The organism is Desulfitobacterium sp. THU1 (assembly GCF_038181555.1).
In the GTDB taxonomy this organism is placed as follows: domain Bacteria; phylum Bacillota; class Desulfitobacteriia; order Desulfitobacteriales; family Desulfitobacteriaceae; genus Desulfitobacterium.
In genome coordinates, this window is the sequence record NZ_JBBWUA010000002.1 from 95,101 (window position 1) to 119,991 (window position 24,891).

The 24,891-nt window shown below is 46.2% G+C and carries 23 protein-coding genes; 3 read left to right on the forward strand and 20 right to left on the reverse strand.

What is annotated here, in order from left to right:
* Window positions 1-23: 23 nt before the first annotated feature.
* From ylxM to AAC978_RS02785, 11 genes are all read right to left on the reverse strand, one after another.
* A complete protein-coding gene (ylxM, locus tag AAC978_RS02735) occupies window positions 24-392 on the reverse strand; it encodes a YlxM family DNA-binding protein (RefSeq protein WP_341546442.1) in 369 nt (122 codons plus the stop codon).
* 223 nt (window positions 393-615) lie between these two features.
* Window positions 616-1,935 (reverse strand): amidohydrolase, encoded by a 1,320-nt coding sequence (locus AAC978_RS02740; RefSeq protein WP_341546443.1) that lies wholly within the window; start codon window positions 1,933-1,935, stop codon window positions 616-618.
* A 59-nt stretch (window positions 1,936-1,994) separates the two neighbouring features.
* The gene (locus tag AAC978_RS02745) at window positions 1,995-2,627 is read right to left on the reverse strand and encodes a class II aldolase/adducin family protein (protein ID WP_341546444.1); all 633 of its coding nucleotides are present in this window, start codon (window positions 2,625-2,627) and stop codon (window positions 1,995-1,997) included.
* On the reverse strand, window positions 2,627-3,664 hold the full coding sequence (gene mtnA, locus AAC978_RS02750) for an S-methyl-5-thioribose-1-phosphate isomerase (RefSeq protein WP_341546445.1): 1,038 nt from the start codon (window positions 3,662-3,664) through the stop codon (window positions 2,627-2,629). Before mtnA ends, AAC978_RS02745 begins: the two co-directional genes overlap by 1 nt.
* Window positions 3,665-3,679: 15 nt before the next feature.
* The gene (locus tag AAC978_RS02755; RefSeq protein WP_445900280.1) at window positions 3,680-4,471 is read right to left on the reverse strand and encodes an S-methyl-5'-thioinosine phosphorylase; all 792 of its coding nucleotides are present in this window, start codon (window positions 4,469-4,471) and stop codon (window positions 3,680-3,682) included.
* Entirely contained in the window at window positions 4,468-5,406 is a 939-nt protein-coding gene (gene ftsY, locus AAC978_RS02760; RefSeq protein ID WP_341546446.1) for a signal recognition particle-docking protein FtsY, read from the reverse strand. The genes AAC978_RS02755 and ftsY overlap by 4 nt, the downstream gene beginning before the upstream one ends.
* Before the next feature lie 222 nt (window positions 5,407-5,628).
* Entirely contained in the window at window positions 5,629-7,053 is a 1,425-nt protein-coding gene (locus AAC978_RS02765) for a nucleoside recognition domain-containing protein (RefSeq protein ID WP_341546447.1), read from the reverse strand.
* The gene (locus tag AAC978_RS02770; protein WP_341546448.1) at window positions 7,050-7,799 is read right to left on the reverse strand and encodes a FeoB small GTPase domain-containing protein; all 750 of its coding nucleotides are present in this window, start codon (window positions 7,797-7,799) and stop codon (window positions 7,050-7,052) included. The genes AAC978_RS02765 and AAC978_RS02770 overlap by 4 nt, the downstream gene beginning before the upstream one ends.
* 44 nt (window positions 7,800-7,843) lie before the next feature.
* Entirely contained in the window at window positions 7,844-8,092 is a 249-nt protein-coding gene (locus AAC978_RS02775; protein WP_015263045.1) for a FeoA family protein, read from the reverse strand.
* Window positions 8,093-8,311: 219 nt separating this feature from the next.
* Window positions 8,312-8,740, reverse strand: a complete 429-nt coding sequence (locus AAC978_RS02780; protein WP_341546449.1) for a metal-dependent transcriptional regulator — start codon at window positions 8,738-8,740, stop codon at window positions 8,312-8,314.
* A 132-nt stretch (window positions 8,741-8,872) separates the two neighbouring features.
* Window positions 8,873-10,666, reverse strand: a complete 1,794-nt coding sequence (locus tag AAC978_RS02785; RefSeq protein ID WP_341546450.1) for an HD domain-containing phosphohydrolase — start codon at window positions 10,664-10,666, stop codon at window positions 8,873-8,875.
* Window positions 10,667-10,918: 252 nt separating this feature from the next.
* Here AAC978_RS02785 and AAC978_RS02790 point away from each other — a divergent pair, with 252 nt between their 5' ends.
* The 3 genes from AAC978_RS02790 (at window position 10,919) to AAC978_RS02800 (ending at window position 14,295) form a co-directional block, all read left to right on the forward strand.
* Entirely contained in the window at window positions 10,919-12,316 is a 1,398-nt protein-coding gene (locus AAC978_RS02790) for a sensor histidine kinase (RefSeq protein ID WP_341546451.1), read from the forward strand.
* Window positions 12,294-12,947, forward strand: a complete 654-nt coding sequence (locus tag AAC978_RS02795) for a response regulator transcription factor (protein ID WP_341546452.1) — start codon at window positions 12,294-12,296, stop codon at window positions 12,945-12,947. The genes AAC978_RS02790 and AAC978_RS02795 overlap by 23 nt, the downstream gene beginning before the upstream one ends.
* Window positions 12,948-13,056: 109 nt before the next feature.
* The gene (locus AAC978_RS02800) at window positions 13,057-14,295 is read left to right on the forward strand and encodes an FMN-binding protein (RefSeq protein ID WP_341546453.1); all 1,239 of its coding nucleotides are present in this window, start codon (window positions 13,057-13,059) and stop codon (window positions 14,293-14,295) included.
* A gap of 187 nt (window positions 14,296-14,482) precedes the next feature.
* On the opposite strand, the gene smc is transcribed toward AAC978_RS02800, so the two are convergent.
* The 9 genes from smc to fabK all read right to left on the reverse strand — a co-directional run bounded on the left by smc (window position 14,483) and on the right by fabK (window position 24,890).
* Window positions 14,483-18,079, reverse strand: coding sequence for a chromosome segregation protein SMC (gene smc / locus AAC978_RS02805; protein WP_341546454.1), 3,597 nt, complete (start codon window positions 18,077-18,079; stop codon window positions 14,483-14,485).
* Window positions 18,072-18,860: a ribonuclease III gene (gene rnc, locus AAC978_RS02810; protein WP_341546455.1), complete on the reverse strand. Its 789-nt coding sequence runs from the start codon at window positions 18,858-18,860 to the stop codon at window positions 18,072-18,074. The genes smc and rnc overlap by 8 nt, the downstream gene beginning before the upstream one ends.
* Window positions 18,861-18,882: 22 nt before the next feature.
* Window positions 18,883-20,121: a beta-ketoacyl-ACP synthase II gene (gene fabF, locus AAC978_RS02815; protein WP_341546456.1), complete on the reverse strand. Its 1,239-nt coding sequence runs from the start codon at window positions 20,119-20,121 to the stop codon at window positions 18,883-18,885.
* 28 nt (window positions 20,122-20,149) lie between these two features.
* Window positions 20,150-21,094 carry an NAD(P)H-dependent flavin oxidoreductase gene (locus tag AAC978_RS02820; protein WP_341546457.1) on the reverse strand — a complete coding sequence of 315 codons (945 nt, stop codon included), beginning with the start codon at window positions 21,092-21,094 and terminating at the stop codon, window positions 20,150-20,152.
* 313 nt (window positions 21,095-21,407) lie between these two features.
* Window positions 21,408-21,635, reverse strand: a complete 228-nt coding sequence (gene acpP / locus AAC978_RS02825; protein WP_341546458.1) for an acyl carrier protein — start codon at window positions 21,633-21,635, stop codon at window positions 21,408-21,410.
* Window positions 21,636-21,675: 40 nt separating this feature from the next.
* Entirely contained in the window at window positions 21,676-22,419 is a 744-nt protein-coding gene (fabG, locus tag AAC978_RS02830) for a 3-oxoacyl-[acyl-carrier-protein] reductase (RefSeq protein WP_341546459.1), read from the reverse strand.
* Between the two features lies 1 nt (window position 22,420).
* The gene (gene fabD, locus AAC978_RS02835) at window positions 22,421-23,365 is read right to left on the reverse strand and encodes an ACP S-malonyltransferase (protein WP_341546641.1); all 945 of its coding nucleotides are present in this window, start codon (window positions 23,363-23,365) and stop codon (window positions 22,421-22,423) included.
* Between the two features lie 239 nt (window positions 23,366-23,604).
* A complete protein-coding gene (locus AAC978_RS02840; RefSeq protein ID WP_341546655.1) occupies window positions 23,605-23,736 on the reverse strand; it encodes a hypothetical protein in 132 nt (43 codons plus the stop codon).
* A 206-nt stretch (window positions 23,737-23,942) separates the two neighbouring features.
* Window positions 23,943-24,890, reverse strand: a complete 948-nt coding sequence (gene fabK, locus AAC978_RS02845) for an enoyl-[acyl-carrier-protein] reductase FabK (RefSeq protein WP_341546460.1) — start codon at window positions 24,888-24,890, stop codon at window positions 23,943-23,945.
* Between the last annotated feature and the right edge of the window lies 1 nt (window position 24,891).

Consider the following 24,891-nt stretch of genomic DNA (forward strand, 5'->3'; position numbering starts at 1 on the left):
CACTTTCCGGACTTACTCTAAGACTAGGAAGCTTCAATATCCCGATAGATTTCATCAATCTTCTGATTAATGGATTGATGACGTTCCCAGGCATTCCCGTTGGAAAAATCCTTTTCTTCGAATTCCCGCATCTGTTGATGGACTTCGGATAACTTATTGCGCTCGACCACAAAACGACGTATGAGTCCTAGTTTATCCTCATATCCATGTAAGATCTTTTCTGTTCTTTTAAGCAAATCATAAACTGCTTGTCGGCTGATATTTTCTGATTCAGCAATTTCTACCAAGGAGAAATCCTGCTCATAGTGGAGATCCCATATCCTCCCTTGCTTAGGAGTCAACAGTGGTCCATAAAAATCTGCCAGCAATGCCATTTTTGCAAATCTTTCCACGGCAAAAACCCTCCCGTCAAGGATTTTTACTTTACTGTGCTATTCTAGGCTATATTCAAGGTCTTGTCAAGTAATTTTACTTTCCTACCACTAAAAAATGCAAATGTCAATTTGAGCACCTAGCACCTTCTGAAATCGCACTCATTTCTTATTTCGCCCAAACTCATTTGCGCCCATATCTTATTTTAAGAAAATAATACGATATATTATATGAAGGAAACTTTTAGTTTTTAGAATTAGGAGAGTCTGAAAAGCTTTCGGCAATCGCCTTTGCCCGCTTTTCAACCTCGCAACACACTCGCTTAATATCAATGGTCTTTAATTGCCGTTCTTCCATCAATAGTTCTCCATCTACCATGACAGTACGCACATCACCGGCATGGGCAACATACACCAAATGAGCCGGTACTGAAAATCTCGGATAAAAATGGGGCTGATCAAAATTAATCGATATCAGGTCTGCCTTGTAGCCAGGAACAAGCATCCCTACATCCGTCAACCCTAGGCTCCGAGCCCCATCCACAGTTGCCATTTGCAGTACTTCATAGGCCGGTAGGGTTGTGGCCCCTTTGGCTAGCTTCTGTTGTAGAGCAGCCGAACGCATTTCCCCAAACATATCCAAATTATTGTTGCTGGAGGCTCCGTCGGTACCCAGTCCCACCAAAACTCCCCGTGAGCGTAGTTCGGGAATAGGGGCAGTACCACTGTTCAGCTTCATATTGCTTTCGGGGTTATGAGCTACACAGACCTTTCTTCGCGCCAAAATGTCTCGATCTTCCTCGGTGAGATGTACACAATGGGCAGCAACCACATGCCCACCGAATAAACCAAGTTCATCCAGCCATTGCACAGGTGTCTTACCATATTGCTCCTTGATCGTCCCGATCTCATCCTCCGTCTCGGCTACATGAATGTGAATCCCTACCCCAAGCCGGTCAGCTTCTTGCTTGACTCGTTGGAGGAACTCTCCCGAGCAGGTATACGGTGCATGGGGGCCGAACATGATCTGAATTCTCCCCTTGCCTGCCCCATGATACTTCCGAACCAATTCGATGTTTTCTGCGAAGGCCTTTTCGCCGTTCGGTGCATTGCCAATCAAACCGCGAGCTAGTACACCGCGTGTTCCGGCTTCTAAAACAGCTTTGGCTACATGATTCATCGAGGCATACATATCCAGCATAGTGGTGGTTCCTGATTGGATCATTTCTCCAAGCGCCAGCAATGTTCCCCAATAAATATCTTCATCAAACATCTTATCTTCAAAGGGCCAAATTTTCGTTTGCAACCAAGGCATCAAGGGCAAGTCATCGGCATAACTTCTCAGCATCGTCATCCCCGCATGGGTATGAGTGTTGATTAACCCCGGCATGACCACATCGTCAGGCAAGTCGATGATGCGCTCAGGAACAAAACTGTCCGGTGTCGACCCTTTCTCGCCCACGAAAAAAATCCGGTCATTTTCAATGGCGATTTCTCCCTCAGGGTAGAAATCCTCGGCTCCGGTCATGGGCAGAATCATCGCCCGAATGAGTATTTTGGCCATATATTTCACTCCTTGCTTATAAAAGACCCCCAAGGAATTGGGGGTCTCATCTACTTCATTCATTGTCCATAGCTTTGTCGATAAGAACGGCACATCAATTGAATATCCTCTTGACTCAACAGGGCCGGCCCACCTAAGAGGCGAGACATAATATGGATTTGAGCGCTTTTTTCTACGACTTGGCATACTTTTAAGGCTTCTTCTACAGAACTGCCCACGCCGACCAAACCATGGTTAGCCAACAGCACAGCACATCTCTCCTGCAGAGCATTTACCGCACCTTCTGCTAATTGTAAGGTGCCGGGCAGACAATAGGGCGCCACCTCCACTTGCCCCCCCACAATCATCACCAAATCCTCGACCATTCCGGGCAGAGGAACTCGTGAGACCGCATGGGCTGTTGCATAGGGAGAATGAGTGTGGACAATTCCCTTGACATCTGGTCGTTGCTTATAAATTTCGGCATGGAGCAGCAGCTCTGAAGAGGGCTTGCGGCTTCCCTCTAATACTACGTTGCCAATGCTCAAAAGAACAAGATCCTCTTCCCTCAGAGCAAAGTAATCCATCCCACTGGGAGTGATCCAATACCCATCTCGGGATGAATCCCAAGCCGAGATGTTGCCCCAAGTCCCGGCAACCATTCCGCTCTCAACAATTTTTCGACCCGCCGCGATGATATCCCTTTTTTCCATTAAGAACGCACCATCATTTTTAAGAGATTCACAGAATAAGGGGAGGAAACAATCCCTTTCTCCGTAATAATCCCCGTAATCAATTTGGATGGGGTTACATCAAAAGCTGGATTATATACAGGTACATCAGCCGGTGCCACCTGCACCCCAAACACTTCTCGCATTTCTTGGGGATTCCTTTCCTCGATGGGAATATCTTGTCCGCTGGGAACCTTCAAGTCGATGGTCGAAGTAGGAGCAGCCACATAGAAAGGAATACCATGAGCATGGGCTAATACCGCTAAGGAATAAGTGCCAATCTTATTTGCAGTATCCCCGTTGGCTGCGATACGGTCAGCGCCGACGATCACCAAGTCAATCTTTCCTTGCTGCATCAAAAATCCAGCCATATTATCGGCGATCAAAGTCACCGGTATCTTATCGTTCATCAATTCCAAAGCTGTTAGACGAGCTCCCTGCAAAAAAGGCCGAGTCTCATCCGCATAAACATGAATTTTCTTACCTGAATCATGGGCAGTACGTATCACCCCAAGGGCAGTACCATACTCTACTGTCGCCAAGGAGCCTGCATTGCAGTGGGTGAGAATATTAGCTTCTTCGGCAACGATGGGGTTGCCTTGTTCACCGATCAAGCGATTCACGCGCCGATCATCCTCTGCAATCGTCTCTGCTTCATTGAGCAGTGCTTGACGAATTTTAGCCAGATCAGTTTCTCCATGTTGTTCTCGCAAACGATCTTCCATGCGGCGTAGTGCCCAAAAAAGATTTACTGCGGTAGGGCGAGTTTCAGCCAAACGGTTTTTCACCTGCTCCATATGGCTCAGTAATCCCTCGAGTTCACCTGAATATTGCAGGGCACCGAGAGCATAGCCATAGGCAGCTGCTGAACCGATCGCCGGTGCGCCCCGGACTGCCATGGTTTCAATGGCTTCAGCTACTTCTTCATAGGTCGTAGCCAGCCGATAATTTATCTCAACGGGCAAGCGTGTCTGATCTAATATTTGTAGAGAATTCCCCATCCATTCTAGTGCTTTCACATTCGTACCGCCTTTCTAAAATTTACCGACCTCTGCATTACCCAACTGACACCGGCAATCCTGTTCGGGGCGAAGTATCCGAAATGTTTTTTGAATCAATTGGGCCACGGTTTTTCCAGTGGCTTTCATGCTCACCATCACTTCTTCATGGGTCAAAGGATGATCGGCAATCCCTGCCGCTTCATTGGTTATCATCCCAATCGTGGCATAGCACATACCACATTCTTTAGCGAGGACTACTTCAGGTACACTGGTCATTCCCACACATTCTCCACCAAGCATGTGGTACATTTTAATCTCCGCCGGAGTCTCAAAGCGTGGTCCCTCTGTACATACATAGGTCGCACCTTCTTGTAAAGGAACACCTACGGATTCTCCGGCTGCGCGAATGACTGCTTGCAGAGATCTGCAATAGGGCTCAGTCATATCCACATGGAGAACACCCTGTTCTCCCCCTTCATAAAAGGTATGCGGCCGACTCTTGGTAAAGTCAAGAAACTGATCCATAAGTACGATATCTCCCAATTGCAAACGAGAAGTAAGGGATCCTACCGCTGCGGTCGCGATAACTTTACGGACACCTAATTTTTGCAGAGCCCATATATTAGCTCGATAATTCACCAAATGGGGCGGTAAGGTATGACCCTTACCATGGCGACTCATAAAAACAAGCGGAGCCTCCTGCTCCCCAAGATGTCCTATATCCACCGTAACCACCCCATAAGGAGTAGCAATTGTTTCTGGGTGAGAATCTTGAAGCATTAAATTTTCTAGGCCTGTTCCCCCGATGAGCGCATAGCTATTCAGCCCTCTTCAACCCCTTCAGGCGAACGGTCAAAAAGAGCCTCCGCAAAGTCCTGAGGATTAAAGGGACGCAAATCTTCCATCCCTTCCCCAACACCAATCCATTTCACCGGAATATTAATCTCTCCTTGGATACCTAAGACAACGCCGCCTTTTGCTGTTCCATCCAGCTTTGTGAGTACAATGCCAGTGACACCCGCTACTTCCTGAAAAAGCTTAGCTTGTTGAAGTGCGTTCTGCCCGGTTGTAGCGTCTAAAACTAGCAACACTTCATGGGGTGCTCCGGGAACTTCACGTTCAATCACACGTCTGACCTTGCGCAATTCTTCCATCAAATTCACTTTATTGTGGAGCCGTCCGGCCGTATCCATAATCACCAGATCCGCTCCCCGAGATTTTGCAGCTTGAAGTGCATCATAGGCAACGGCAGCAGGGTCTGCGCCCTCTTTCTGCTTAATAACCTCCACTTCAGCTCGCTGTCCCCAGACCTCGAGCTGATCAATAGCCGCCGCCCGAAAAGTATCTCCGGCTGCTAAAATGACCTTCTTCCCTTCCGTCCGGAAATAGTGGGCTAATTTGCCAATGGTCGTCGTCTTCCCCACACCATTCACACCAACAACTAGAAAGATACTTGGTCCATGCTCAGCAAAATTCATGGCCTCTTCTGTTCCCAGCAGCTCAGCCATAAGTTCTTGAAGAACTTCCTTGAGTTCCTCTGCCTCCTGAAGTTTTCTTTTCTTTACTTCTTTACGTAACCTTTCAACCAGCTCAAAGGAAGTATTCACTCCCACATCTGAACGAATCAAAACTTCCTCAAGCTCTTCATATAGTTCCTCATCAATTTTGCGTCTTCCTGTAAGGATTTCCTCAACTTTACCCACGAATTGATCACGGGTTTTTGATAATCCTTGTTTCAATTTCGAAAAAAAACCTGCCAACTGGACTTCCTCCTTATGTAGGCACACCTTCGATGCTATTGTACCACACTCTGGTCAGGCTCTCAAACTGAATTCATACAATTAAAGAAGCCTATATTCCGTACATGAAATATAGGCTTTCTAAAATGCAAGAAGGGCAAGTAGAAACGCATTCACTTCACTAAGCTTGAATTACCGCTGCAGCACTTTGACCAGCAATGCGGCCGAAAGCTGCACAAAGACCTAAGGAGCCACCATAATGCTTGGCGAAACCAAGCCCAGACCATAAGCAACTTGGGCGACTGTAAAGCACACAATAAAAGCAATCACAGTCGGCAGCAAAAAGCCCAAAGCGGTCCATTTTTTGCTCCCCGTTTCTTTATACATACTGATCAAGGTCGTGGCACAAGGCCAATGCAGTAGTGAAAAGAGCATAACGTTTAAGGCAGTGAGCCAGGTCCAACCATTAGCAAGAAGCACTTCCTTTAACTCCATTAAGCTATTGAAGTCGGTCAGCTGCCCGGTGGCTAAGTAGCTCATGAGGAGAATCGGAATTACGATTTCGTTAGCAGGTATTCCTAAGATGAACGCCAATAGGATAAATCCATCTAAGCCTATGGCCTTGGCCAAGGGGTCAAGAAAAGCTGCCATATGACTGATAACGCTGGCATCACCTACCGTAATATTGGCTAGAATCCAGGTCACAGCCCCAGCCGGTGCGGCAATAACGATGGCTCTGCGCAGAACAAATAGAGTCCGGTCCAGCATGGAACGATAGAGCACTGCTCGGATTTTTGGTCGCCGATAAGGAGGCAATTCCAAAACCAGCGAGGATGGTTCTCCTTTTAAGAGCGTCATGGAGAGCGCCCAAGAAACAGCAAAAGTCATAAAAATACCTACGATCACGACTAAGACAACTGATCCCACAGCCACGATCGACTGAGAGAATGCCGCCATGCCCGTCACAAAAATCGTCGCAATAGCGATCAGGGTCGGAAAGCGACCATTACAGGGAACAAAATTATTAGTTAAGATAGCAAGCAACCGCTCCCTGGGTGAGTCGATGATCCGAGAGGATACTACCCCGGCAGCATTGCAGCCGAAGCCCATACACATCGTCAGGCATTGCTTGCCACAGGCCTTAGCTTTCTTAAACATATGATCCATGTTAAAGGCAACTCTGGGCAGATACCCTAAATCCTCTAAAATAGTGAAAAGAGGAAAGAAAATAGCCATGGGCGGTAGCATCACCGCGACAACCCAAGCTAAGGTGCGATACATACCCAGAACGATTACCCCATGAAGCCAGGCAGGAGCCCCAGCAGCATGAAACCCTTGACTAAGTACATCTTGGAAGCCAAACAGTACCGTAGCAAGGAGCTGGGAGGGGAGGTTAGCACCCACAATCGTAATCCAAAAGATAAGGCCCAGCAGACCAAGCATAATAGGATAACCAAAGGCTCTGGAAATAACGATCCGGTCAATGCGCGATCGCCATTCACTTTCCTTCTTCCCTTCACGGCAGACAACCTGATTAGCTAACCTTTCCGAGTAAGAAAATATATCCGTGACGACTCGATCCCCTAGGGAGTGTCCATAAGTGTCCCGAATCCCTTCGCTATCCTTATAGAGTTTTGAGAATGGATCTACAGGATTGATACTGCTCATAACGCCATTCTTCCCTCCTCTTTTTTAGGCTGATCCTCCCTTTCTCTCTGTAAGGAAACAAAACGGCCAATCTCCTCGATAAATGCGGGATTACTATCCAAAAGTCGCAAAGCCAGCCAGCGTGGGCTCAGTATGCTTCCCATCCCCACTTTCTCAATCTTGGGCTGCAGCATCCGAATAGCCTTTTCCACATCATCAGAGTATACGATCTGTTTTGGCTGAGTCGCTTGTTTTTCTACGGCAATCTCATAGATCGACCTTTGCAATTCTTGAAGTCCTTGATTGTGGCGAGCTGCTGTGGCCACCACCGGTACGCCGAGCTCCTGTTGCAGGGCAGGAATATCAATATGGATGCCTCGCTTTCTGGCTTCATCCATGAGATTGATACACACGACAATGCGAGGGGTAATCTCCATAATCTGCAAGGCTAGATTAAGATTGCGCTCTAAAGAAGTGGCGTCTAAAACCACCACCGTGGCATCCGGTTGACCAAAGCAAATAAAATCTCTGGCAATTTCTTCTTCGACACTATGCGCGAGCAAGGAATAAGTACCCGGCAAATCCACCAACATAAATTTTTGATGATGATAAGTAAAATACCCTTGGGCATTATTCACTGTTTTTCCCGGCCAGTTGCCTGTATGTTGGCGGAGCCCGGTTAGCGCATTAAACACGGTACTTTTCCCCACATTCGGGTTTCCGGCCAGAGCAATGACCCATTGACCTTCGGCAATTTTCAAATTCATTTCAGTCACTCTCCAAGGTATTCATATTTTGCAAAGAACACGTTCTATACTAAAGTTGAATTTACTCGAATAGCCTGTGCATCTTCACTTCTTAGAGCAATTACTGTTCCACGAACTAAGTAAGCAATGGGATCCCCCGCCGGTGCCGAGCCTAAACATTTAAGAGAGGTTCCGGGAACGATACCTAAATCAAGAAGTCGACGCCGAAACAATCCGTTCAAGGCCAGATCAACGACATAAGCCTTTTCCCCGCGTTTAAGGGTCGATAAGGGAACAAGCGATTGTGAATCCATCCTATGTCTCTCCCTTCATTGTTAGACTGAGTTAACTTTTACACCGATTTCATTTTCAAAGCGAGTAACGTTTTTAATACTGTATTAAATTCGCAAATAAAGTGTTACTCCACACAAAAAAATGCCCCATGCAATACAAAAAGGCTTCAGAATTCTGAAACCTTATCAGGTATCCCATCTGGGCAATTTCCCATTCTATTCTTTTAATCTCTTACCCTTTTATGGGTTCTTCGCTTCGTCTTTTACTCCTTCGAAGCCAAGAAAGCTATCATAGCAGGTCGGGTTCTGCTTAAAGAAACCCACTAATTTGTGCAAGGCTTGGATTGTGGAATCGGAGATATAATGTTCGATGGCCTCTGTCTCAGCCGGGATATCGCATTGACTATGAATGAGAAACAAAAACTCTTGCAACATCTGGTTTCTCTCCACCAGATAGTTCCCCTTCTGGCAGCCTTGTTCGGTTAAGACGATTTCCTCATAGGGTCGATAATTAATATAGCCTTGATTATTAAGCCTTTGTAGTGCTTTAGATACCGAAGGAAGGGAGACCCCTAGCTTCTTGCTGATGTCGGTCACCCGAACCACACCCCTTGCCAAGGAGAACCGATAAATTTCCTCTAAATAGTCCTCCATACTTGGTGAAAGCACCTTTCTCACCCCCAAGGCTATAATAATCAACCTCTATTACTATATGCCTCGGCTATTTTGCTTTATGACCCAAGTCTTTGATTCTCCGTATATCCAGGGCATATTCCCAAACGTTTGGGAATATGGCTATTCTTAAGTTGTAATTCCTCCGTTTTCAGGAGATTCATTAAGTAGGTCAATGAATATGGCAACGAGGTTAGGATCGAATTGGATACCGGAAAATCTCCGTAATTCGTCGATTCTATCCTCATAGGCCATCGCTTTCCGATAAGGCCGGTCGTTGCTCATACTATCATATGCATCCGCAATGGACAGAATCCGGCACTCTAAAGGTATTTCCTCACCGTCAAGTCCCAAGGGATACCCTTGGCCATTCCACCATTCATGGTGTTTGAGAATAAAGTCAGATATATAAGCCAGATCCGGGGAAGCATTGGCGATTCGGTAACCAATCTCGCTGTGCTTCTTCATCTCTTCAAACTCCTCTTTATCGAGTTTCCCCGGCTTAAAGAGGATGGAATCGGGTATCCCCACCTTACCAATATCATGAAAACGAGCAAATAGCGTCAGCCTGCTCTTCTCCAGCTCATCCATGCCAACTCTTCTTCCGACCTCTACCATCATTTGCTGCAGACGATCCGAATGTCCCTCAGTGATATAATCTCTGGCTTCTAGGGTTTTCATAAGGATATCAACTGTCTTGCTTCTAGTGCTTTGACCTTGTAGTAGCTTATGGAAGTTCATTTGCTCTTCGGCTTCTTTAAGCACATTAGGCAGTGTTACCTGTTCACATAACTCACGATAACACACACCCATCGAAACACTAAGAAGCATCGATAGCTTTTTGCGATTAAAATGTTCTACCCCGGTATTGATCAAACGGTATATTTGTTCTACCTCTTCTTCAGCAGTATCCTTCAGGACAACCGTAAACTCATCGCCACCGATCCTAGCCACCACACCTTCGGGCGGGCAGGCTTCCTTAAGGATATTGGCAAAGGCGACTAAGTACTGATCTCCAGCTTCCTGGCCTAACGTATCATTGATGAGCTTTAAACCATCGATATCGCACATAATGATACCCACTGACTTCGCATTGATCATAATATCCGCGATTTCCTGTTCAAAATACCATCTGTTATGGAGACCCGTTATAATATCGTGCTCTGCATAAAAGCGCATCTGTTCCTCCGTGCGCTCTTGTTCAGTGACATCCTGCAAGACTCCGATGACTTTCAGAGGTGTTCCATCAGAATCCCTATCCAAAATTGCAACAGAATGAAGAATCCTTTCCTCGCCATCAGAGTGTCTATTGATCCTAAATTTCACATCATAGCGTTCATCGAGCTTAATCAATTTCTGCAAGGCTTCGTCCATTTTGGGGCGGTCTTTCTTTTGCACTAACTCTTGAGCTACTTGCAACGGTAAGATAGGCGAATCATACGAAAACCCGTAAATGCGAAAGGATTCTTCGGACGCCCACATCTCTTTGGCGGCGAGCGTAATCTCCCAGTTCCCCACATGGGCAATCGCCTGAGCTCGCTTTAAACGATCACGGTTAATTGCTAACTCCGTGCTATAGATCCTTAGTTCATCATATTGTTGTTTAATTTCCTCATTCATTGCTTCTAACTCTTCATAAGTCGCCAGCAACTCCTGATTGCCTTTTTGCAACTTTTCCTCAGCTAGATCAGCTTGGACCATGCTTTTGAAATTCCTATGCAGAATATAATAGATAATCGGCGTTGTGCCCAATAAATATACCCAACCAATATAGATACTCATCCCGTCAAAGACTTCATGATTGTTGAGTCTTAAGTTAGCTGCGATGCTATTTATGACAAAAATCAAGAGAGCACCTAAAAGAAAATAGGTGAGACATAGTCTTAATGGTTCATACTTATAATTCTTCTTGGTCTTCTGCATCCAAACCCACTCTCCCTCGTCAAGAAATTTCTATATATAGCTTGAAGTAAGAATACCGCAAAATCATTGAAAAAAATAGATTAATTCTCATTATCTCCACAAATTTAACATTCTTCGAACAAAAGCCATCCTAAGGCACTACCGAATATTACAAAATAGTGTGCGGTAGAGCATACAAACAAACTATGTTACAATTAGTCCGATAGCCTTAGCTAGTGAAAATGTCCTTAGGGCACTACCGGAGGTGGTTCAATGGAGCAGGAAAAATTTTTCTTATATCTCATGTATGGAATGGTTTATATCCTCATGGGTGTTTTTGCCTATGGCAAAAAAGAAAAAGAAGTTAGTCATATTCCCTTGGTAAGATCCCTGAAATATTTAGGGGTCTTTGGCATAACCCATGGCTTATCCGAGTGGCTGGCCATGGTCATGATTATTGACTTATACCATGATCAATACAGTTACATATATTTAGCAAATCAAGTCCTAAAAGCGATTTCCTTTGCCTTTCTGATGTATTTTGGCATTAGCCTGCTACCAAATAAAACTAGATTTAAGAGCGTCTTAAATAAATTGCCGATTTCGTTATTTACTATTTGGCTTATTTATATCATTATCACCCTATCTAAACACGAAATAGCCTATCTCATTGCCAATCCAAAAATTAATGTATTCTTATTACGTTATTGTATGGCTCTCACTGGGAGCATTTCTTCTGCTTTTGCTTTATATATGAATGCTAAATTGATGGGGGAGATAAATTCCCCGGAAATCGAGAAAAGATACAAACGATTGGCATATATTTTTTTAGTTTATGGATTAATCGATGGCTTATTGTTAAAAGAAATGGATTTCTTTCCTGCTAACCTTATTAATAACTCATTTCTTGCCGAATTTAGTTTTTCGATCAAATTCGTCAATATTGCCATTGGCATCGGCGTAATATATTTATTGTCAAAAGTCATGCAAACTTTTGGCTGGGAGCAAAAGGAGAAACTTAAGCAGCTGCAACAACAGAAAATTATCGATGAAGAAAGAAGTAAACTCGGCTTAGAAATTCATGATGGGATTATCCAAAACATCTATGCTGCAAGCCTGAAATTGCAATATGTTTTAGATAATACAACTCAGGAAACAAAAACCACCGAATTGTTACAAGAAATAAAGTTGGATTTAGGAGATACTATCAAGAAGACACGGGAGTTTATTTCAAAAACCACCTTAGAAACGATACCCTTGGAAGATTTGAAGGATCAAATTGAACGACTAGTAAAAGTATTTAACGAGAATCAAACTATCGAGTTCATCCTCAAGGCTCGCGCAGATTTATCTACTTCAAGGCGTCTGTCCACCAGAAAATCAAGTCAGGTCTATTATATCGTGCAGGAGGCCATTAATAATGTGGTCAAACATTCAAGGGCTAAACACTCTGAAGTTTTATTGGATTTTAAACTCGAATACTTGCATATCAAGGTCATTGACAATGGTATAGGTATTTCGCTCAGCGATTTGAATAGTAAAGATAAATATGGCATTCAGTCTATGAAAGAGAGAGCGCAACAAATCGATGGATTATTTAGTATAAAAAAGCTTAGGAAAGGAACGGAGGTAGAGCTAATTGTGCCCTATGAGCAAGGAAATCACAAATAAAATAAAGGTACTCATTGTCGATGATCATAGCGTTGTGAGGAAAGGCCTGAAACTTTTTCTCGCTGCGAATGACCGCTTGGAGGTGTGTGCTGAAGCAGCAACCTTGAAGGAAGCTGTGAGTATGTCCGCCCAATGGAAACCTGATGTCGTTTTATTGGATTATAAGCTGCCCGATGGAGATGGGATTATCGGTTGCATCAACATTAAGACCCAATCTCCCAAGACAAAAGTTATTATGTTAACGGCCTATACGGATGATGGGGTTGTGGTAGAAGCCATTCGAGCTGGTGTAGACGCCTATCTGCTTAAAGATATCGAAAGCAATAAGCTCATAGAGACAATCATCTCTGTTTATGAGGGAGAAAATGTTATCGATACATCGGCGACGGAAGATATATTTAATCACTTGCGAATCGATACTAAAAAGAACAGAGGTGATCATAATCTAAGCAATCAGGAGACCAAAATATTGCAAATGATTGCTCTTGGTATGATCAACAAAGAAATTGCTTTAGAAATTGGGGTTTCTGAGAACACAGTGCGTAATTATATTAGCAGAATGTTTAAGAAGATTAATGTATCCAATCGAACAGAAGCTGCCAGCTACTGGCTTAGAAATAAATTCGAATAGGTACATTTGTACCTATTTAGTGACAAAAGTAACTATTTCGCCCTCTTTCATTCAATGCTAAGCTAATCCTGTAGGAGATCACATATAAATTTCAGGGAGGCATGTATCGATGAAAAGGGTTTTATTAGCCGCGCTTTCTGTAGTACTAGTGAGCACATTAACACTCACGGGATGCACTAAAGCGGACCAAGCCAGTACGAATAATGCTGGACAACAGGGCCAAGCTACCGCAGTAAATACAGAAAAGGATGCCGGTGCTAAAGACGAGGGTCCAAAGTACGTCGATGGGTTGTACAGAGGCTCTTATAGTGATGAAATAGTAGTACGCTTTAAATTAGCAGACAACAATATCACTGAAATATCTTTTCAGACCTTAAAGCACGGTGGTACCAATTACCGGGATCTCAAAGAAGGAGATGAGAAATACCCAATTCTTGTCCAAAACAATCAAGCCTTGGAGTATTTAACCGGCAAACCCCTCTCAGCTCTTGTCGACCTCGACGAACCCGGGGATTTTATCGATGACATCGATGGTTTTACCGGAGCTACCATTAGAACAAGTAAAATTCAATCCGCTGTCAATGATGCACTGAACAGAGGAGTTTACACACCAGATAATGTTGCCGATGTAAGCGCTAATACTAAGGACTATCCAAATGGATCCTATAGAGGTAATTTTGAAGGCCAAGTCCTCATCGGGTTTGACTTAGAAAACAATACCTTGAAAAATGTAAAATATCGTGCATTACAACATGGCGGCACCAATTACCTTGAACTAAAAGAAGGGGATCCTAAATATGCGGTTGTTGAGCAACAAAATCAGTTAATCGCTCATTTAGAGGGTAAACACTTGTCCACTCTCAAGGACCTTTATACTCCAGGTAATTTTGTCAAAGATATCGATACCTACAGTGGATCAACCATTAGATCAAGCAAACTCATTTCCGCTGTCAATGATGGTTTAAATAGAGGACCTTATAAGCCAGCAGAGGGCTTTGTGGGGACGATCATTGAATATGAAGACGGTAGATATAGAGGTGTTTTCGAAGATCAAGTACTCATTCAGTTTGACCTAGTGGGCAATGTTATAAAGGATATCAATTTCCGACTGTTATCTCATAACGGAAACAACTATCTCAAAATGAAGGAAGGCGATCCCCTCTATCCGGTGTATCAGCAAAACCTTCAAGCACTAGAGTATCTAGAAGGCAAGCCCCTATCCGCAATCTATGATCTCTATAAGCCCGGAGATTTTGTCAAGGATATCGACACCCACAGTGGTGCTACAATTAGAGGAAGCAAGATTCTCATGGCTATCAAAGATGCTTTGAATAGAGGCGTTTACTAAGCTGGAAATTTAATGTGATTTAATATTTAAGACCACGTCAGGTGATTGACGTGGTCTTATTGATATATTTAAATAAAGTAATTTCTTCGTTCTCAATCTTTCCGGAATGGAATGCGAAGAGAGGTATCCTTTGTTGTTTCGTCTATTTATTAGGCTTAATTAAACCTTCCAAACTTACGCAACCACCTCACGCCGTCTGGGTATCTTTATCTTGTTCTGCTAATTTTACTGAAAGAAGCTTGGATACACCCGACTCCTCCATGGATATACCATAGAGCACATCGGCTGCTTCCATGGTTCCTTTACGGTGGGAGATGACTAGGAACTGAGTCGAATTAGCTAGACGATGGACATATTGAGCGAAGCGGCTCACGTTAGCATCATCCAAGGAGGCTTCGATCTCATCAAGAATACAGAAGGGGCTCGGCTTGACTTTAAGCAGAGCAAAGAGTAAACCAATGGCTGTGAGAGCCCGTTCTCCCCCGGACAACAGGGAAAGAAGCTGGGCCTTTTTCCCGGGCGGCTGGGCGATAATCTCTACCCCTGTCTCCAGAAGATTATCCGGATCGACTAGCCGCAGTTCGGCAAAGCCGCCGTTGAATAGCTCTTTAAAGACCACCTGGAAGGCCTCATTGACTGCCGTAAAGCCTTCCTGAAAGCGTTCGGCCATGGTTACATCTAATTCACCGATCAGGTCGTGGAGGGAGTCATTCGCCTCTTCGAGATCTTGCTTTTGCACGGATAAAAACTCAAACCGCTCTTTATGCTTGGGGAATTCTTCGATGGCCGCTTGATTCACAGGGCCTAAGGATTCGAGCCGCTGTTTGATTTCTTGAACCCTAGCAGTCAATCCCCCTTGGCTTCGCTCTGTTTGGTAAGCCTGAGCCTCTTCCCAGGTTAAAGCAAATTCCTCTTGTAAGCGCTTATAACCGGTCTCCCACTCTGCATCCCAGCGGGCCAGCCTCACCTCTAAATTATGGAGCTTTTGCTCCAAGCCTTGCTGTTCTTGTCTTTGGCTTTGGGCTAAGCGTTCCTGCTCTATGAGCTCCTTGGATAGAACCTCACGCTCTTGGCGTAAGGCAACCAGTTTTTCCTGAGCTTGCTGCTGCAGCTCTGCCGTTTCTTGGCGTTGGGTATCCCAATCCCTTTGCTCTTGGACTATACGAGCTTTCCCCTCTTCTAACTCAACGAGGTCTTGGCGTTTTTGCTCGAGGAGTTGATTGCTTTCCAAGAGGATGGCCTGTCCTTCTTCAATGCGCTCAGTGGCTTGCTTAAGCTCTTGCTCCCACTTAGCCGCCTGAATCTTTGCTTGGGTCAAGCTCTCTTGCAGCACCTCTAGCTCGAGACTTGCCTTTTGATTTTGTTCTTCTTGCAGGCTTAAGGCCCCCTCTGCTTCATGGAGGCGTGCTTTATGCTGAAGCTGCTCCTCTTCTCTCCTTGTTTTTTGACGGAGCAGTTCCTCAACCTCTTGATTCATTCCTTCCAGACGAAGATTGAGGTCCGTAATTTCAGCCTTCAGGCGCTGAATTTGTTCATGAAGGTTAAGCTGGTGGGTTCTTAGTACCGCTAGAGCGGATTTCAATTCTTGCTCTTCCCCGGCAAGTGCTTTGAGGCCTTCCTCTTGCCCTTGCATCCGGGTATTGAGTAGATTGATTTCTTCTTCAAGTTCCCGCAGCTGCCGACGTCGTGCTTCGCATTCCTGCTGCAGTTCCTGTAGTTCTCGAGATCGTCCTAAGATATTGGAACCTTTACGCTGGTAGCTACCCCCGGTCAAAGAGCCACCCGGATGAACCTGATCACCCTCCAAGGTGACGATCCGAGCACGGTATCCAGAAGCGCGCGCCACACGGGTCGCTGCCTCCATATCGGTAACCACGACGATTCTTCCCAGTTGGGATTCAAATGCCTTACGATATTTCTCCTGAAATGTGATGAGATCGACCGCCAACCCGATAAATCCAGGATCGTTGGCAACCTCTTTCGCTACGTTAGTTTGACCCCCTTGGATTACATCAAGGGGTAAAAACGTGGCCCGGCCCAAATTATGTGTTTTTAGAAAGTGGACGGCTTCCTTAGCACCCTTCTCCGTTTCGGCGACGATGTTCTGGATTCCCCCGCCTAAAGCTACCTCAATAGCCACCTCGTGACGTTCTTCCACCTGTAGCAAATCGGCTAAGGTACCACAAAGCTGTTGACAGGTTGCTACGCCTTTCTTCTTTGCTTGCATGAGCTCGCGAACACCCCGTTGATAGCCTTCCAAGGAATCTTCAAGATTCTTTAGAGCATGATAGCGGGCTGATTTCTTTTCTAACTCGCCACTCATCTGGCGAAGCTCACTTTGCTTGACCTTGTTTTGCTCCCGGAGTTGCATCAGATCCTGCTGGATTTCCTCTAACTCTTGCCGACTTTCCCGATGCCGATCCTCTTGGACCTTGATTTGGTCTAGGATAGCCTCTTCCTCTTGCTCATAAGTAGCGAGACTTGCTTCTTTATCCCTTTTTTCGCGAACCCATTGATTTTGACTTGCGCTGAGAGCATCTATTTGGTGCGTTACCCGGCTTATTTCCGCTGCTGATTCCGTGAGTTCTTTCTGAACTAAGGCTAGATTCCCCCTTAGAGCTTCTAGCTCTTCTAGCCCATTTTTGGCTTTCGCCTCGGCAAAACGCTGCTCATCCTCTTGTAAAGTCTGATTAGATTCTTGGATGGTCTTGAGGAGAAGGGATTTTCTACTCTCAACAGATCTTAGTTGTTCTGCACTGCCGCGCACCTTCTCTTCGTTATCCTTAACTTCCGTTGTGACACGGGAAATTTGCTCATTGAGATAACCTTCCCGCTCCTTCCGAAGTCGTATCTCCTGGATGATTTCATTCAACGACTGATCGATCGCATAGGTTGTCTCTTGCTGCTTTTGAATCTTCTCATCGGCTTGATTGAGATTAACCTTGCTATAGAGGATTTCACTTTCCTTTTGGCCCAAAGCAGCTACCGTCTCAGCAATCGCTGCTTGAAGCTCCTCTGTTTCTTGGGCCGATGAGTTAAGCTTTGTCCGCACCTCTTTTAAGTCATGAGCAACAATCTCAATTTCTAGAGCCTTCTGCTCTGTAGTTAACTCAACTGCTTCTTTAGCGATGGCCGCTTGTTCTTCTAAGGGGCCCAGTTGTCCTTCGATTTCTACTAAGATATCCCTGATCCGTTCCAAATTACGTTCTGTTTCATCCAAACGTTTAAGTGCTTCCCGTTTGCGCATTCGGTATTTAGTGATTCCCGAGGCTTCTTCAAGCATGGTTCGACGATCTTCGGACTTTTGGTTTAGCAATTCCTCTACACGGCCTTGACCAATGATGGAGAAGCCTTCTTTTCCAGCACCCGTGTCCATAAATAGTTCATGGATATCTTTTAGCCGACAAGAGGAGCGATTAATAAAATACTGCCCTTCGCCATCGCGATAGACTCTCCGCGTAATGACGACTTCCTGGTAATCCAGAGGAAATATTCCTGTGGTATTATCAAAAACCAAGGACACCTCCGCCATACCGACGGGACGTCTCGCGCTGCTTCCTGCAAAAATGACATCTTCCATCTTGCTTCCGCGCAGGTTCTTGGCGCTTTGTTCCCCGAGCACCCAGCGAATCGCATCGGCGACGTTGCTTTTGCCACTTCCATTGGGTCCGACGACAACACTCAAACCATGACCTAATTCCAACTTCACTCTGTCCGCAAAGGACTTAAACCCTTGGATCGTAATGGATTTCAAGAAAACAGGGAGAGCTGCGGCCTTAGCCATTATTCTCTCCTCCTAATTCATCTAGCACTTGCTGAGCAGCACGTTGTTCTGCTTCCTTCTTGGTTCGTCCTGTGCCTTTTCCACGCAGGCTCCCTTGCAGATAGACTCCGGCCGTAAAGCGTTTATTATGGTCGGGACCTTCTTCGGCTAGGATGCGATAGCTGACCTCTGTTTCTTTCCGTTGGGCCTTTTCCTGAAGCATGGTCTTATAATCTCCATAATTGCCCTGTGCCACTTCAGTAATTTCATCCTTCAACAGAGTCAAGATAACCCGCCTTGCTTCTTGAAAACCATATTGCAGATAGATGGCTCCTACCACTGCCTCCCACGCATCGGCTAAAATGGAAGGTCTTTCCCTACCGCCTGAGACTTGTTCCCCTTTACCTAAAAGCAGTTCTTTCCCGAGCTGGATCTTTTTTGCGGTGCGGGCTAAAGTGCTCTCATTGACCACCGCAGCCCGCATCTTGGTTAATTCCCCTTCGGGTCGTTCGGGATAACTCAGGTAAAGATATTCTGCCACCACAAAATCTAGGATTGCATCACCCAGAAACTCCAACCTTTGATTATTGTCAAGACCGGATTGTGGATTTTCGAACAAGTACGAAGGATGGGTCAAAGCGGTAGTTAACAAACGGTTAGGAGGTGTATCTAGCTCCAACCGTTTTGCCAAATCAATGCCAGCAGGAATACGCTTCACAGAGTCTGCGTGATACTTATGGCGTGTATTCCCATGGAGATTGTGCTTTGGCACTTTTCCGGTGCCGTGATGTTTATTATCCACCGCTCAAAACTCCTTACTCAACCTAGAACTTCTTCATTACAATTGTAGCATTATGTCCCCCAAAACCAAAGGTATTTGATAACGCTACATTGACTTCTTTCTGCCGTGCTTTATTTGGGACATAGTCTAAATCGCATTCAGGGTCCGGCTCACCATAGCTCATGGTCGGTGGAATCACCCCATTTTTAATTGTTAAGACACAGGCGATAGCCTCGATAGCTCCTGCGGCGCCTAAGAGATGCCCCGTCATGGATTTAGTGGAGCTGATGGCAACCTTGTGAGCAGCCTCCCCAAAAAGGGACTTAATGGCTGCTGTTTCAGCCGCATCATTGGCGTTAGTACCTGTGCCATGGGCATTGATATAATCCACAGCCTCCGGGAGAATCTGAGCTCCTTCTAAAGCTAGCTTCATGGACTGAATGGCTCCGACGCCACCTGGAGCAGGGGAAGTAATATGGTATGCATCACAGGTGCTACCATAGCCGGAAAGTTCAGCATAGATTCTGGCCTGACGCTTCTGCGCATGTTCTTCAGATTCCAGAACGAGAATTCCGGCCCCTTCACCCATGACAAATCCTGATCGTCTGGCATCAAAGGGTCGACAGCCCTCATGAGGAATATCCTTCTCCGTAGACATGGCCTTCATGGCACAGAATCCGGCAAAAGCCAGCGGTATAATCGGTGCTTCTGTTCCTCCACAAACCACCACATCCGCATAGCCGTTCTCGATGAGTCGCATTCCTTCACCGATGGCGTTCGTTGCCGAAGCACAGGCCGTAGCCACACTAAGGCTAGAGCCTTGGAAGCCAAACTCGATCGAGATATGACCGGCCGCCATGTTGGAAATCAGCATGGGAATAAAGAAGGGGCTGATTCTGCTTGGGCCTCTTTCCATCAGAACTTCCTTTTGTTGCTCAAGGGTTGTCACTCCGCCGACCCCTGTTCCGATAATAACACTGGCCCTTCCCTTATCCATCTGATCTAAGTCAAGCTCTGAGTCCTTGATGGCCATTTTGGCAGCCGCCATAGCTAATTGGGTAAAGCGATCCATATGTCGACTTTCTTTACGATCCAACCAATCGGTAGGTTCGAAGTCTTTGATCTCGGCTGCTACCTTGGTAGGCATCTCGCTGACATCAAATCGAGTCACAAAATCAATTCCAGATTGTCCCTTAACCAAGCTATCCCAGAACTTCTCTAACGTATTGCCCACAGGGGAAACGACTCCCATACCTGTGATTACCGCTCGCTTCTTATTCATTTTTGTCCTCCTTTTACTTTATCTAGAATTAAGCTTTGAGGATTTCTTCACGGATATTTTCAAATATTTCATGAACAGATAAAACCTTTTTAATCCGAGTATAATGAGCACCCGAGAATACTAAGCCTTCGTTCATATCTCCTTGCTGGGCCTTGATTAAGCGATCCATAATGCAAAAATTGCGTTCGCAATGTTTAAGGCATTGGTCACAACCGATCCGCCGCATATCCTTGCCTTCTCCTAAAGCGTCAGTAAAGGGGTTGCGAATCCCTCGTCCCGGTAAACCGACCGGGCTATGCACAATGACCATATCCTCATCTTGAGCCTGTATAAGATGCTGCTTCCACTCCGGCGCAGCACTGCTCTCTGTACTTAGGGCAAATCGAGTACCCATCTGCACTCCGTCGGCCCCTAACCGCAGTACATCCGCTACATCCTTGCCATCCACTACCCCTCCGGCACCGATAACCGGGATTTTTACAGCTTCCTTAACCTCCGGAAGAATCTCCCGCATGGATCGATCCGTGCCTAGATGTCCCCCAGCTTCTGCGCCCTCCACAATGACTGCTGCCGCCCCGAGCTTTTCCGATAAACGGGCAAGCTTTACCGAAGATACAATGGGTAGCACAGGAATGCCCGCTTCTTTACCCCAGGTGAACATATCTCGCGAAAAGCCTGCACCGGAGATGAGCAAATCGATCTTCTCCTCAAAGGCTGCCTTAACTAGCTGGGCAAATTCACTAACGGCAAACATGACATTGACCCCGATAATTCCCGAAGTGCGTCTTCTCGCTTCACGGATTTCTTGTTTTAATTCCTCAACAGTTAAACCACTCCCGGCAATGATGCCGATACCACCCTCCTCTGCAACTGCTGCTGCTAAAGGGGCCATCGATATGCGCACAGCCATACCCCCTTGGATAACGGGCATTTTGGCGACATGATGGGCCAGGTGGAGTTCTGGTATTTTCACTTAAGTTCCTCCATTCAAATCAAAAGGTTTACTACCGATATCTTCCACTTTGATTTCTTATAATTCTCGACTTATTATTCTCTGACTTATCATTTTTGACTTATTATTTTTGATTTTTCATCGTTGACTTTTTATTCCTTGCTCTGAATTTATATAAATCTCTCAGTTCCAGCCAATTCATCTTGCCATCCTCATGAGGATAAAATTAAGACCTGCTCTTAAATTTAGCTTAGCAACCCCCGCGGAACTTAAAGAAAAAAAGCTTTATAAGAAAGTCCCGCAGCATTCTACGGGACTCTCTATGTGCTCTGGACTACTTATTTTCCTTGATGTAGTTTACAGCATCCCCCACAGTGCGGATTTTCTCTGCATCCTCATCTGGAATATCGAGATCAAATTCCTCTTCAAGAGCCATAATAAGTTCAACGATATCTAAGGAATCCGCATTAAGATCTGCGAAAGTTGTTTCTAAGGTAATTTCATCTTCTTCTACCCCAAGTTGATCCACCACGATCGATTTTACTTTGTCAAATGCGCTCATTCTTCCTGTTCACCTCCTCTCAATACTGGATGGGGATGTGCTACATCGCCATTCCGCCATCGACGGAAAGAATTTGTCCGGTTACATAGGACGCTAAGGGTGAGGCCAAAAAGACCACAGCCTGTGCCACATCCTCGGGTTTACCCATTCTGCTCAAGGGGATTTGCCCTAGCACTTGATCCTTTACCCCTTCTGCTAAGGATTCCGTCATATCCGTAGAAATATACCCTGGGGCGACTGCATTCACTCGAATCCCTCGGGATGCCATCTCCTTAGCCACGGACTTTGTAAAACCGATAATCCCAGCTTTGGCTGCGGAGTAATTCGCTTGCCCAGCATTACCGCTAATACCCACTACGGAAGTGATATTGACGATAACTCCCGAACGCTGCTTCATCATTGACTTGCTTACAGCCTTGGTGCATAAGAATACTCCTTTAAGATTCGTATCCAATACTGCATCCCAATCAACTTCCTTCATGCGTAGCAACAATGTATCGCGTGTGATCCCTGCATTATTAACCAAGATATCTATCTTACCATAGGTCTTAAGGGTGGTCTCAATTAGTCGTTCCACATCCTCACCTTGGCTGACATCCGCCTGAACTGCGCAAGCATCTCCACCCATCTCCTGAATGGAACGCACGGTTTCCTCGGCTTTTTCCGCATGCCCTGCATAATTCACCACGACCTTAGCTCCCCCACGAGCTAACTCCAAGGCAATGGCACGCCCGATACCACGCCCCCCACCAGTTACAATGGCTACGCTATTATCAAGCAACATTTTATCTACTCTCCTTTAAATATGCAAGTAGCTTTTCCAGAGAAGTTAAATCCTCTACATTCAGCAGCGTTACTCCGGGAAGAATTTTCTTCACTAAACCTGTTAAAACCTTCCCCGGCCCCAGCTCAATAAAGGTATCCACCCCCTGCTCCCCGAGGTGGCGGATGGTTTGCTCCCAGAGCACTGCTCCACTCACTTGGCGAACTAAGCTTTCCACAACAACACCCAGATCTGTAACCTCAGCGGCATCGATATTGGAGATAACTGGGGCACTGAGTTGTTGCCAATTTATACTTTCGAGCACAGGGCGCAAATCCCTGCCTACGTCCTTCATTAAAGGTGAATGAAAGGGGCCACTGACGGCCAAGGGCATGGCTCGCTTCGCCCCCAGTTCTTTAGCATATTGACATGCCTTTTGAACCGCATCTGTCTCTCCGGAGATCACGATCTGACCGGGCGAATTATAATTGGCCGGTCCTACAATTCCGCCGGTTTCAGCCCTTGCTTTTTCACAGGCTTCTACCACCTTAAGGGTTTCTAAACCAAGAATGGCCGCCATAGCCCCCTGACCCTCGGGGACAGCTGCTTGCATCAGCTCACCCCGTCGACGCACAACGCTTAAGGCCTCCGCCAAGGAAATACTACCAGCTGCCACATAAGCAGAATACTCCCCAAGGCTATGGCCCGCAAAATAATCAGGTTGCAGCCCTGACTCCTGAATCCCCTGCCAGGCTGCCGCACTGGTCAGCAAGATCGCCGGTTGGGTATTTGCGGTTTTTTTCAATTCCTCATCGGGTCCTTCGAAGAGGACCCTTATAAATTCTTCCCCAAGAACTCGCTTACCAGTCTCTAAAACTTCATTTCCCCAAGAGGTAGCAAAGAGATCTTTGCCCATCCCTACATATTGGGAGCCTTGACCGGGGAAGATACATGCTATTTTGGTCAAATCGGTTGCTCCTTTCGGCTTGATTTCGGGTCGATCGCTAGGGCGGGTTTTCCGTCGTTTGGGTTGCATCTTCGGGTCGTTGCTCGGGTCGTGAAGGTTTTCCATCGCTGTCTGGGTCGCGTAGCTTTTCGCACACCGGACCTACAGAGCCTCTCACTGATGCTTAGAGCTATGCCTGCAAGTCTTGACAGAAGCATGTTCAGCCCCTGCATCGCCTCGAGCTGCTAACCGAGCGACTACTAATTCTGAGAAAAGCGGCCCAAGGACTTTGATTTACAGTAGAGAACGGCTTCTAAGCGAGCAGCTACCCGTTCTTCGCGAAAAGCTTGCAGCGGAGTCGGGTTGGAAACAGGACGTTTCCAACCAGCCATTGAGCAGGAGCGAATTGGCTGGGCACCCGACGGAGCTGAGAGCTTGAGCGTTAGAACGGGTGCGCGTAGCTTACAGAGTGAACGCGTAAAGCAAAGTCCTGGAGACCTTGCTAGCACAAACTAAAGTCCTGGTGAACCTTACTAGCATAAACCAAACCCCAGAGCCCCTACTCAAATACAGCAAAGCGCTCTAACCGAAAGCCAAGCTACCTCCCGAACCGCTCACTAAGCCGCACCAGCTCCCGCTCAGCCCCCTCCATCACATCCCGAACGATCTCCGCCGCGGACTCCTGTTTCACGATTGCGCCGGCAATCTGCCCAGACATCACCGACCCATTCTGGATATCTCCTTCAACCATGGCCAATCGTAGTTTTCCGGCCCCCATCTTTTCCAGCTCTTCCGGCGGTGTCCCCGCCTTTTCCAGTTGATCGAATTCACGAGTTAATTTATTGCCTAGGCAGCGAACGGGATGACCTGTGGAACGTCCGGTTACGACTGTATCCCGATCCTTTGCTTTGATAACCATCTCTTTAACCTTCGGGGAAATAGTACACTCTGTCGCACACATAAAGCGAGTTCCCATCTGCACTCCCTCAGCTCCTAGCGCTAAGGCTGCAATCAGTCCACGTCCATCATAGATTCCACCGGCAGCGATGACAGGGATACTCACAGCATCTACTACCTGTGGCACAAGGGGTAAGGTGCAGATTTCACCGATATGACCACCGGATTCCATGCCTTCGGCTATCAACGCATCGACCCCTGCTTTTTCTAAACGCTTGGCTAAGGCCACCGAGGCCACCACTGGGATTATCTTGGTGCCGATTTCTTTAAGCATCGGGATATATTTGCCGGGGTTCCCAGCTCCCGTGGTGATGACCGGGACACGTTCCTCGACGATAACTTGCATGACTTCCTCGACAAAAGGGGACATAAGCATCACATTGACCCCATAGGGCTTACTTGTCACTTTTTTTATCTTATGGATCTCTTGCTTCAGCCAATCGGCGGGGGCTTGCCCAGCACCGATAATTCCTAGGCCTCCCGCTTCGGATACCGCCGCAGCTAGTTCTCCTGTAGCGGTCCAAGCCATACCCCCCTGAAAAATCGGATACTCAATACCGATAAGGTCACAAATCTTTGTTTTTATCACT

Coding starts and splice junctions, on each gene's coding strand:
- AAC978_RS02740 (WP_341546443.1), bottom strand. CDS start 1,935: ATGGCCAAAATACTCATTCGGGCGATGATTCTGCCCATGACCGGAGCC.
- AAC978_RS02745 (WP_341546444.1), bottom strand. CDS start 2,627: ATGGAAAAAAGGGATATCATCGCGGCGGGTCGAAAAATTGTTGAGAGC.
- AAC978_RS02765 (WP_341546447.1), bottom strand. CDS start 7,053: ATGAGCAGTATCAATCCTGTAGATCCATTCTCAAAACTCTATAAGGAT.
- AAC978_RS02770 (WP_341546448.1), bottom strand. CDS start 7,799: ATGAATTTGAAAATTGCCGAAGGTCAATGGGTCATTGCTCTGGCCGGA.
- AAC978_RS02775 (WP_015263045.1), bottom strand. CDS start 8,092: ATGGATTCACAATCGCTTGTTCCCTTATCGACCCTTAAACGCGGGGAA.
- AAC978_RS02785 (WP_341546450.1), bottom strand. CDS start 10,666: ATGCAGAAGACCAAGAAGAATTATAAGTATGAACCATTAAGACTATGT.
- AAC978_RS02790 (WP_341546451.1), top strand. CDS start 10,919: ATGGAGCAGGAAAAATTTTTCTTATATCTCATGTATGGAATGGTTTAT.
- AAC978_RS02795 (WP_341546452.1), top strand. CDS start 12,294: ATGAGCAAGGAAATCACAAATAAAATAAAGGTACTCATTGTCGATGAT.
- AAC978_RS02800 (WP_341546453.1), top strand. CDS start 13,057: ATGAAAAGGGTTTTATTAGCCGCGCTTTCTGTAGTACTAGTGAGCACA.
- smc (WP_341546454.1), bottom strand. CDS start 18,079: ATGGCTAAGGCCGCAGCTCTCCCTGTTTTCTTGAAATCCATTACGATC.
- fabF (WP_341546456.1), bottom strand. CDS start 20,121: ATGAATAAGAAGCGAGCGGTAATCACAGGTATGGGAGTCGTTTCCCCT.
- acpP (WP_341546458.1), bottom strand. CDS start 21,635: ATGAGCGCATTTGACAAAGTAAAATCGATCGTGGTGGATCAACTTGGG.
- fabG (WP_341546459.1), bottom strand. CDS start 22,419: ATGTTGCTTGATAATAGCGTAGCCATTGTAACTGGTGGGGGGCGTGGT.
- AAC978_RS02840 (WP_341546655.1), bottom strand. CDS start 23,736: ATGGCTGGTTGGAAACGTCCTGTTTCCAACCCGACTCCGCTGCAAGCT.